Origin of the sequence: Photorhabdus stackebrandtii (assembly GCF_011189495.1) — a bacterium.
GTDB classification, from domain to species: Bacteria; Pseudomonadota; Gammaproteobacteria; order Enterobacterales; family Enterobacteriaceae; genus Photorhabdus; species Photorhabdus khanii.
The window spans coordinates 133,202-141,772 of sequence record NZ_PUJV01000012.1; the positions used below are offsets into that span (position 1 = coordinate 133,202).

At 36.3% G+C, this 8,571-nt stretch carries 9 protein-coding genes and 2 pseudogenes; 10 read left to right on the top strand and 1 reads right to left on the bottom strand.

The window, feature by feature from the left end; translation table 11 throughout:
- Window positions 1-574 precede the first annotated feature (574 nt).
- The 10 genes and pseudogenes from C5470_RS12460 to C5470_RS23940 form a co-directional block, all read left to right on the top strand.
- Window positions 575-1,579: a PD-(D/E)XK nuclease domain-containing protein gene (locus C5470_RS12460; protein ID WP_166289465.1), complete on the top strand. Its 1,005-nt coding sequence runs from the start codon at window positions 575-577 to the stop codon at window positions 1,577-1,579.
- Complete coding sequence (locus C5470_RS12465; protein ID WP_242687955.1) at window positions 1,579-2,688, top strand: hypothetical protein; 1,110 nt, start codon at window positions 1,579-1,581, stop codon at window positions 2,686-2,688. Before C5470_RS12460 ends, C5470_RS12465 begins: the two co-directional genes overlap by 1 nt.
- Window positions 2,660-3,346 (top strand): hypothetical protein, encoded by a 687-nt coding sequence (locus C5470_RS12470; protein WP_166289468.1) that lies wholly within the window; start codon window positions 2,660-2,662, stop codon window positions 3,344-3,346. Before C5470_RS12465 ends, C5470_RS12470 begins: the two co-directional genes overlap by 29 nt.
- A gap of 280 nt (window positions 3,347-3,626) precedes the next feature.
- On the top strand, window positions 3,627-4,346 hold the full coding sequence (locus C5470_RS12475; RefSeq protein WP_166289471.1) for a hypothetical protein: 720 nt from the start codon (window positions 3,627-3,629) through the stop codon (window positions 4,344-4,346).
- A 511-nt stretch (window positions 4,347-4,857) separates the two neighbouring features.
- Window positions 4,858-5,034 carry a hypothetical protein gene (locus tag C5470_RS12480; RefSeq protein ID WP_166289474.1) on the top strand — a complete coding sequence of 59 codons (177 nt, stop codon included), beginning with the start codon at window positions 4,858-4,860 and terminating at the stop codon, window positions 5,032-5,034.
- Window positions 5,035-5,266: 232 nt separating this feature from the next.
- Complete coding sequence (locus C5470_RS12485) at window positions 5,267-6,142, top strand: integrase domain-containing protein (RefSeq protein WP_166289477.1); 876 nt, start codon at window positions 5,267-5,269, stop codon at window positions 6,140-6,142.
- Window positions 6,143-6,395: 253 nt separating this feature from the next.
- Window positions 6,396-6,662: pseudogene (locus C5470_RS12490) on the top strand (helix-turn-helix domain-containing protein).
- Window positions 6,663-6,781: 119 nt separating this feature from the next.
- A complete protein-coding gene (locus C5470_RS12495; RefSeq protein WP_166289480.1) occupies window positions 6,782-7,075 on the top strand; it encodes a hypothetical protein in 294 nt (97 codons plus the stop codon).
- A 203-nt stretch (window positions 7,076-7,278) separates the two neighbouring features.
- Window positions 7,279-7,509: a hypothetical protein gene (locus tag C5470_RS12500; protein WP_242687957.1), complete on the top strand. Its 231-nt coding sequence runs from the start codon at window positions 7,279-7,281 to the stop codon at window positions 7,507-7,509.
- A 366-nt stretch (window positions 7,510-7,875) separates the two neighbouring features.
- Window positions 7,876-8,016, top strand: a pseudogene (locus tag C5470_RS23940) (integrase); the annotation flags it as partial.
- A gap of 3 nt (window positions 8,017-8,019) precedes the next feature.
- On the opposite strand, the gene C5470_RS12505 reads toward C5470_RS23940, so the two are convergent.
- On the bottom strand, window positions 8,020-8,571 hold a 552-nt coding region (locus C5470_RS12505; protein ID WP_242687959.1), incomplete at its 5' end, for a DDE-type integrase/transposase/recombinase.

Sequence of the window (8,571 nt, forward strand, 5' to 3'; positions counted from 1 at the left end):
GGTATTGTGTTTTTAAGACTCTCTGATGTGTCTGGTTAATGTATTAGCCAGACACATCAGAGAAGACAAGCGCAGCGCGTCAGTGTCATAACTCCAAAATAATTATAGTCTTATTAAGCAAGAAACTTTTTCTGGTTGGTAATCAGTTTGGCATCATATGCAGTACGCATATTTTAGCTATTCAGACTGTTATAATTTCAATTGTCTCTATTTGGCATAATATTTTGTACAGTAGATGTATTTTTATTCAGATGCTGGATGGAATTAATAATATTAGGGGAATATTCTGTATTTCACAATTTAAACCATCGTTGAGTACAGTTGTGATCCTTTGTGTTTGTCAACTAAATGGGAAGGTTTTCATTTAGGAGCATAATGTTTAGAAATTCTCATCGGGATAAGACTGTATGTTGGACTGAGTTGCTGGATATCTCATTCAAATTTATGCAAATTAACGCAAGAGTAGACATATGCATAAAAGTAAGTATAAGCTTAATTTTTGATATGAGCATTCTGTGCATTTTTGTTATTTCTTTGTATTTAATAATGGGTTGAACAAATTAAGGAGAATCTTATGGCTGGTGGTGAGACAGCAGCAATTCAACGAGTAGCTAATCTAATAACACAAAAAGTTTTTACAGTCTTCAAATGGAAAAGAGCACTACGAGAAGACATGAACTGGCCTTGCGAAACCGAAGCACACGGAAAAGATACGCATCCAAGCGATGTAGTATTTTACTACACCAATCCTTATGAAGAAGAGGTTGTATACCTAAATACTGACCTCAAAAGTTACGGTAGAAACTCAATCAAAAAAGGCACTGTTGAGTCAGCTTTGTGCTCTCTCTCATTAGCTGTTGAATGTGCTAACTCTAACGAAGAATGGCGTAAAAAATATCTTGAAGACGATTCATTAGGTTTTGATGTAAGGGGGCTGTTATTTATTTACAATCACGATCAGCTTTATGATGCTAATTTTTATGATGTAATAATGAAACAAGTAGATATGTCCAAATTAACTTTACCTAGTGGACAAAAAATATACTTATTGGATCCATTTAAAATATATGACATCATTAACATTGCATTTGATATTAAATATCTAATTGGTGAGGGAAATCTACCCCACCCAGATAAATACTGTTTCTACTACCCTGATATGTCGTTAACCCGATTAAAACACCCTCTAACTAAATCAACACCTGCTACAATTGAGGCTCTCACATCGCCATATCTCATTATAAAACATGAAGGATTTAACTATGATAATGAGCATCGTGATGAAGGGTATGTTATATATTATAATCAAGTAGGCAGCAGTGTTGATGAGTTCGTTTATTTTTTTGATATGCTGTCCAACTTCCAGATATTAACTGAAAATAAAAATATAAAAATCAGATTAATTCATGCGCATCCTCATTGTGAATCACCACAGAATTTTATTAACGCAAAAAAGAAATATAGTTCTTTTTGGTTGCTTGGCGAACAAAAGAGTTTTTTTGATAAGATTACAATGGAAATTAGTGAAAAAACTATTGTTAATTTTAATCTAGAAGAAATTGGAATGGGAATTAGATAATGAAAAGTAATAACAATCTATACTTTGCTACTGAGAAAAATATTTATGATGCATTGCACCATAAACGTATTACTACTGCTATGTTACAAGATATTCTTCTGAGAAAAGGCATTATTATTTCTGAATCACTTAATAAGGAGGAGTTAATTGAAGAGGTATGTAAATTACCTCATGGATTTCTAGATTTACAGGAAATAAAAAATAAAGTACAAACATACGACCCTAAAGAAAGTGTTACTAAAGTATCTCTTACTACTTCAACGAATCAGCAGGAAGTAAAGGATGCTATAAAAAAAATGAAAGATCATTATCCAAAAACTAAATCAGAAGTATTTAAAGTGACTACGAAGAAAAATGGTGAACTCTCTGTTGAATTACATTACGATGATATCGATTTATCACGTACAGAACTCAGACAAATTGATAAAAAAAGTGTAAAGCTCGACTTCACTATAAATGATGGAAAAATAGATATAAGAATGCCACAAAATTCGAAGTCAAAAGAATTAGTAAAATTGATAGGCACACATCTGGCAGAAATTAAGAATGTAGAAATCCCTCAGTTTGAAATAAGTTTAGAAGTAGTGACAAGTCCTAATTTACGTAGCCAGTTCTTTCATGATCTAATGCATGGATTAGAAGGTTACGAGGTTGAAGATGTGAATAATATTGAAGTTAATAGGCTTATAAATCAACCTGTTAATGATGAGGAAGATGATGAAAAAATTGATGCAGGATATGTTAGAAAAGCTGTTTTAAAAGGAGAGTCGGTTAACTCATCTTCAATCTTTTCTGATCTTCACAAAAAGGGCTATTATATAAGTAAAGTTTCATGGTCTAGCGTTCCCTCATCTGGTAATGGAGATAAAATTATTTTAGAGGCATTTTTTAAAAATCCAGAAAAATGTATGGACTTTGCTTATAATATAAAAGGTATAAATAACTTTAATAAAGGTAAGTTTAATGTAACAACCAGAAGTGCTAATGAACTAGAAAAAAAACAACTTGGAAAATTAATTGAAAACTCTGCTGAAAAAGCATACAACTCAACACAGTATAGCATGTCTGGAGGAAGCGAAAATGAAGAAAATAAAGTGGATGTTGCTTAATGTTTCCTTATCAATCACAGACATGGTTAGTAAATTAAAATCATCTTCTTATTCAGATGAAAAAGGAAAAGGTTTTATTTTTAATAAGGTTAGAAGTGGTGAATTGGTTGGTAAATTCGTTGAAAAATTAACATTTGAAGAAGTTATTCCATCATTGTATGGAGAAACAACAACTTTTGAGCGAGTTGAATACAGAATTGTAGAATTTTATATTAATGAAAATACTCTTCCTGTGATTGCTATAATTAATCCACCAAGAACTTTAAAACCATTTGCAATAAACTTAGTAAAAGTTTTAGGTTTAGGAGTTAGTTTGGAGGAGATTAATATTGAACCTATGGTTTGGGTTGAATCAATATCAAAGTTAACTCCTCTAGAATTGACCCAAATTGAATTATCTCAAATAAAAATTAATGAATACGCATTAGCTAAAATGCAGGTCTCAAGTAGTAAAGATTTACGTTACTATTATGAGAAGTCATTTTCCGATAAAAATACATCACGAGTAGATAAAGTTCACCTTTTTATGATAAGTCCTAATTATCCAGGAAAAGTAAAAATATCTCGAACAGGATTAGTAGTGATAGACACTAAACATGAAAAGGATATGACAGACTTACTTTTTAGATCGTTATTAGAAACGTATGTTAAAACATAGATAATTCCTTTCGTAACATTAGCGGCATCTTAATTGGTAGCCGCTAATGGGATGGTTCTAAGAGAATCTTCGCTATCGCATATTTTCCTCCTTTGTCAGGTAACTGTTATCCCATTAACAACACTGATAAAGTGAAGTCATGACACATATTTAAAACCACATCAACTTTAATCATTTCTCACCAATAATAAAAAGCGGAAATTTTACCACAGTACCAATTCATTGGGTTCATGAGGAAATTACGGTTAGAATAACCTCTGAAAAATTAGGAGACATATGTATGACTGAAGAATTTGTGCGTTGTTTCTACTTTACTCTTTCAAAAAATAAGAAAAAAGCCGTGAAAAGATTAGTTAAGAAAGGAATTCAAAAAAGTGTTGCCGTTGGTTTACTAAGTGCCGGAAGGTGCTCATATCCAGAAGCTTTAATGATATCCAAGATAATCGATAAATTTAGGGGCATAGAGATTTTTAGTTACACTGAAAAACCACAAAGTGTATGTTTTTCAGCGATGATTGATGATGAGAAAATAGTGTATATATATCCTCAATACAGACTAATAAAACCGTTGTATTTAAATACAAAAGGTAGAAAACAGCAAGATTACTGGCATATTGATTTAGCTATTGAGTTGCACATTGTCAATTCTACAAATGATGATTCCGCGATAATTGCAATTTGGGGAATGGAGTATGATGGTCACCCACAGCATTTTAATGAAAGTAGTATCCGGAATTCTCATTTGCGAGATTTAACCATAAATACAGAATACGATATAAATATCATGCATATAACAGAAGAAATTTGGAAGGATAAGCCTCAGCTTGTGCATGCGAATCTAAGTAGATTTATAGAAAGAAGATATCAAGATGTGAAAAAAATATCGTTTGATGATCTAAAAAATAGACAAATTAATCTCACTAAATTACCAACATTGGATTTAATAAGAATGTCTGATGGGAGCGTTAAAGCGACTCACTGGCTTACTAATGCTAAGTAAACCAATCAGATGGGATTCTCGTCTGGTTTTGGAAAAATATTTAGAAAATAGTGGAATATGCACGAAAATTCAGGAGAAAATAAGGATGGCAGACGCAGTCAATGGTTTGACTCTTCTATGCCTAACCGCTAATATCTTTTTCTACAACAATGATCCATCGCCTGTCAGGATCGCCTTCGGGTGGCGAAGTAAAACTCCCGTAGCCTGCAAGGGAGAGCAAGTATTGCGGTACATCTGCGCACCTTTGGAAGCAGATATTGTCAGACATAAACCCCTTGTCTAACAATGAAGGTTTTTTAAACTAAAAAATACTCCAAAAGAGCATTTTTATACTATCAACTAAGCGCATTGAACGTTAAATCATGCAGCTCACGCTATACCATAAAATTATTCTTACACACCACATTCATACTGTTACGATTTTTGTTTGAAATATTCAGCAGATAACTTTTCTGCATCCAAATAATCAACTCATAACTACTGTTTGACACTTCACTTTGCGGCGTTTGCTGTGCCTGTTGGCATTTCAACGTTCGCACGATTGTTGCTAACCATTTGCGGATTTAAGGCGTCACTTTTTGCCGGTTTACTGCTGAAAGTGACGCCGCGGCAAAAGAACATCCTGACCATGACAGGCTCACGCCTGCTTAACCACACAGTGCGTCTGACACTGCATTTTATAGATTGAAAAATCATCAAAAGGAGAACCTGACGATATCGAGGCTGGCTTTTAGTCGGTGGGGATGACCTGTCAATACAGGCGGCAGTACCGCGTACTCAACCGATACCCCGCAATACCTCAACACGCGTTCACTCTGGTGCACAGATATTCGTCAGGGGGCAAAGCCGGTATTTCCTGCTTTGTCCGCACTGTCGCGCGCCAGAGATCGCATGTTGAAAGGTTAAGTAAGGAGAAACGGATGAGTCGATTGATTAAGGAATTAAAGTTTTTTGCCCGTCAGGGTGGTGGCAGCCATAAAACCTGCCATGACCGCATTCGGATTGCGGGGCGTTTAGGCGCGTTGTTATTGAGTCTGAATATTCAGGTTAAAAGTCTCAGCCATTTGAAAGTCAAGCATGTAGAACATTATGTTGATGCCCGTTTATCTCAAGGCGTTGCTAAACGAACGGTGCAAAATGAGATGTCTGCGCTGCGTAATATCTTCCGCATGGCAGGCAGGGAGAAACTGGAAACTTCTCCGCGTTTGAGTAATCAGGCATTGGGATTAAGTGGAGCCAGTCGCGCGGGAACAAAGCAGGCGATCCCTGATGCCACGTTTCAGGTTGTTTATCAGAAGGCACTGGAACGTGATGCCGGATTTGCGGCCACACTGAAACTTGCCCGATTGATGGGGTTACGTTCTCAGGAAGCGGTGCAGTGTAGTGCGTCATTGAAAAGCTGGCGAAAACAATTAGAACAACCAGAGCCAAAATTGCATGTTGTTTTCGGTACAAAAGGCGGTCGACCAAGGCAAACCCGTGTATTGGATGTTGCGGCGGTGAAAGAGGCTGTAGAACAGGCCGTTGCTGTGGCTGGGCAGAGAGGCGGTAGATTGATTGATAAGCCAGATCTCAGGCAGGCCATGAACTATTGGCGGACACATACTACAAGGATTGGGTTAAAAGGTTGTCATTCTCCTCATAGTTTGCGCTATGCGTGGGCGCAGGATGCACTGGCGTTTTACCAGCAGAATGGTTTTAGTCGTCAGGAGGCAAGGGCATTGGTTTCAATGGATTTGGGGCATGGCGATGGTCGCGGGCGTTATGTTGAGCGGGTTTATAGTCGTTCAACTTAGCAGTTCAGTTATTGAGTTAGATAAAACAATCAGTTAAAGTAACTCCGCCATTGGCACAATCCAATGGTCAAGGCGTCGCGGCCTTGAATGATCAACCCACTGGTAGGAAATTTCTACCAGTGTGCCTGTTATCGCCTTTTCAATGGTGGTTCAGGCAGGGAAGGCATTGCCTTGCCGGAATGGTTGATCTCCGGTCCGCGACCCCTGTCTGAATCGCCACCATCAATATTAATTAATGGAAGGGGTAGCAGGAATGATTGATATTAAAAAAGATTGGCATCAAGCTGATATTATTGCTGCACTACGTAAGCGTGGTACTACCTTAGCGGCTGTCTCCCGCCAAGCAGGATTAAGTTCATCAACATTAGCCAATACTCTCAGCAGGCCTTGGCCAAAAGGTTAATGGATTATTGCGAATTATCTCGGAATACACCCTTCAGAAATCTGGCCTAGCCGTTATTTTGACTCATATGATGGTCAGCCTATTGAGCGTAAGGCTCGCAAAGTTTCTATTAAATAGTTTGGTTTCAATGAAATAAGCCATGAGGATAAATAATATTTATAGTTGTTAATTTTATTTTCATGGCAATATGTTTTCACTGAGTTATTTTTCAAAAATAAATTATCAAGGAGTGTATTTTGAAACGCTGTCAGAGATCGCCAGAATTTTCAGAAATAAAACGAGGGATAAAAAATTACTCTAGGGATATGAATCAATGGTGGAAAAAATTACAACATTATTCTATTGCGGAGTGGTCATTATTAGCTGGTATAGGATGTTGGGGAATTCCAAATAAATTCGCTCAAATGATTGCTTTCTTACTTAGCTTGATGTTCTTTTTTGATAAACTTGTTTCCATTAATTATAAATCTAATTTTTCTAAAACTGAAAAAAAACATAAAGGAAAAAATAATATATTCATATCTATCTGATTATGAAAGAGGTGTTCTATTTAAAAAATTAGATAATGTAAGAAGGTTTAGAAGTATTTGGAATTCTTGGTATATATTTAAGCTGAACTGGAAATTTGTATCAGGATATTCTTTTCTTGCGGGGTCATTTGGTTATCAATTTTTCGTTAATTATTACAATTAATATTTTAATCATACTTATTATTAAATAATTGGATTATGAAATGAATAACTATTTTTACTTAAATCTTGAATATTTATCTAAAGAATTAGATGATTTCTACGCTAAAGAGCACTTACACAAAAATAATTACTATTTTAAAAGTAAAGAAATTAAAACTAAAATTGTACATTTGATTGTTGATGCTAAAAACTCCGGAGAAATTAAATTTATCGATAAAGCATTGCTATTTTTTTTGAAAATACAGGTTGCCATGAGGATCTTAAGGTTTTAAATGAAATAAATAAACCATTATTTAAGGCTAAAATCCTTAATGATGAATCTTTAGATAAATATTTGGCTGAGCATTCACCGTTATCTCGATGGTTGTAATTTGGTCATAATGAAATCTGGTGAGCCACTATATTAATAAAATAACAGATAGACCGCCTTGAAACTATCATTTCAATTTTAGCAACATTCGTTTTATTAATGATATTTTTGCAATGAAAACCCTACTCTCCACAGTGACAACCTAAAAGAATTCGGACAAACAGAGGCAAAATAATATGGGGGTATTACAGGGGGTATAGTCGATAATTGAACTAAATAAAATTTTTTAAAAACAATATATTAATTGTTATTGTCGAATCCTGTAGGGGGCAATGATCCGATAGAAGAAAAGAAAGCTGAAAAGGCAGCCAAAGCGTTTGCGGTCAGCAATAGTTTTGAATCCATCGCCATTGAGTGGCTCGAGCATAAACGCCCCAATTGGTCAAAAGGGTATTCCGAAGACATGTTGTGGTCAACGAAAATGGGTCACCGCCTGAAAGTTTTTCCAAAATAAATTTTCTGATTCATTCGGAGTCAACCCATTGTTATACCAATGGGGACGAAGTTGGCTGTAATAGCCCGTTATATAACTGATGATGGAGCGCGTGGCTTCCTCCGCATTTCGATACCCTGTCAATGGGAGCCATTCACTCTTCAGACTCCTGAAGAGACGCTCCATTGGCGCATTATCCCAACAGTTCCCCCGACGGCTCAGGCTTTGCTTGATCGGGTAATGACTCAATAATTTCCTGAACGCTTTACTGGTATAATGACTGCCTTGATCACTATGAAACAGAACACCCTGTGGTTTTCCTCTTGATTCATAAGCCATTTTGAGCGCCTTTTTGGTTAACGCTGAATCCGGTGAGCAAGACATTGCCCAGCCGACAGGTTTCCGGGCAACCAGATTGCTGATTGTCGTGCCTTCTGCCAATGCGCGGGATCGAACTGAAGCAACCAGACCTGACGGTAACTTGAATGTCACGGCCGCTGTGGGCTCGACCGCCGGCATTGGCCTGTTGAG

Coding starts and splice junctions, on each gene's coding strand:
- C5470_RS12465 (WP_242687955.1), top strand. CDS start 1,579: ATGAAAAGTAATAACAATCTATACTTTGCTACTGAGAAAAATATTTAT.
- C5470_RS12470 (WP_166289468.1), top strand. CDS start 2,660: ATGAAGAAAATAAAGTGGATGTTGCTTAATGTTTCCTTATCAATCACA.
- C5470_RS12460 (WP_166289465.1), top strand. CDS start 575: ATGGCTGGTGGTGAGACAGCAGCAATTCAACGAGTAGCTAATCTAATA.
- C5470_RS12475 (WP_166289471.1), top strand. CDS start 3,627: ATGACTGAAGAATTTGTGCGTTGTTTCTACTTTACTCTTTCAAAAAAT.
- C5470_RS12485 (WP_166289477.1), top strand. CDS start 5,267: ATGAGTCGATTGATTAAGGAATTAAAGTTTTTTGCCCGTCAGGGTGGT.
- C5470_RS12500 (WP_242687957.1), top strand. CDS start 7,279: ATGAATAACTATTTTTACTTAAATCTTGAATATTTATCTAAAGAATTA.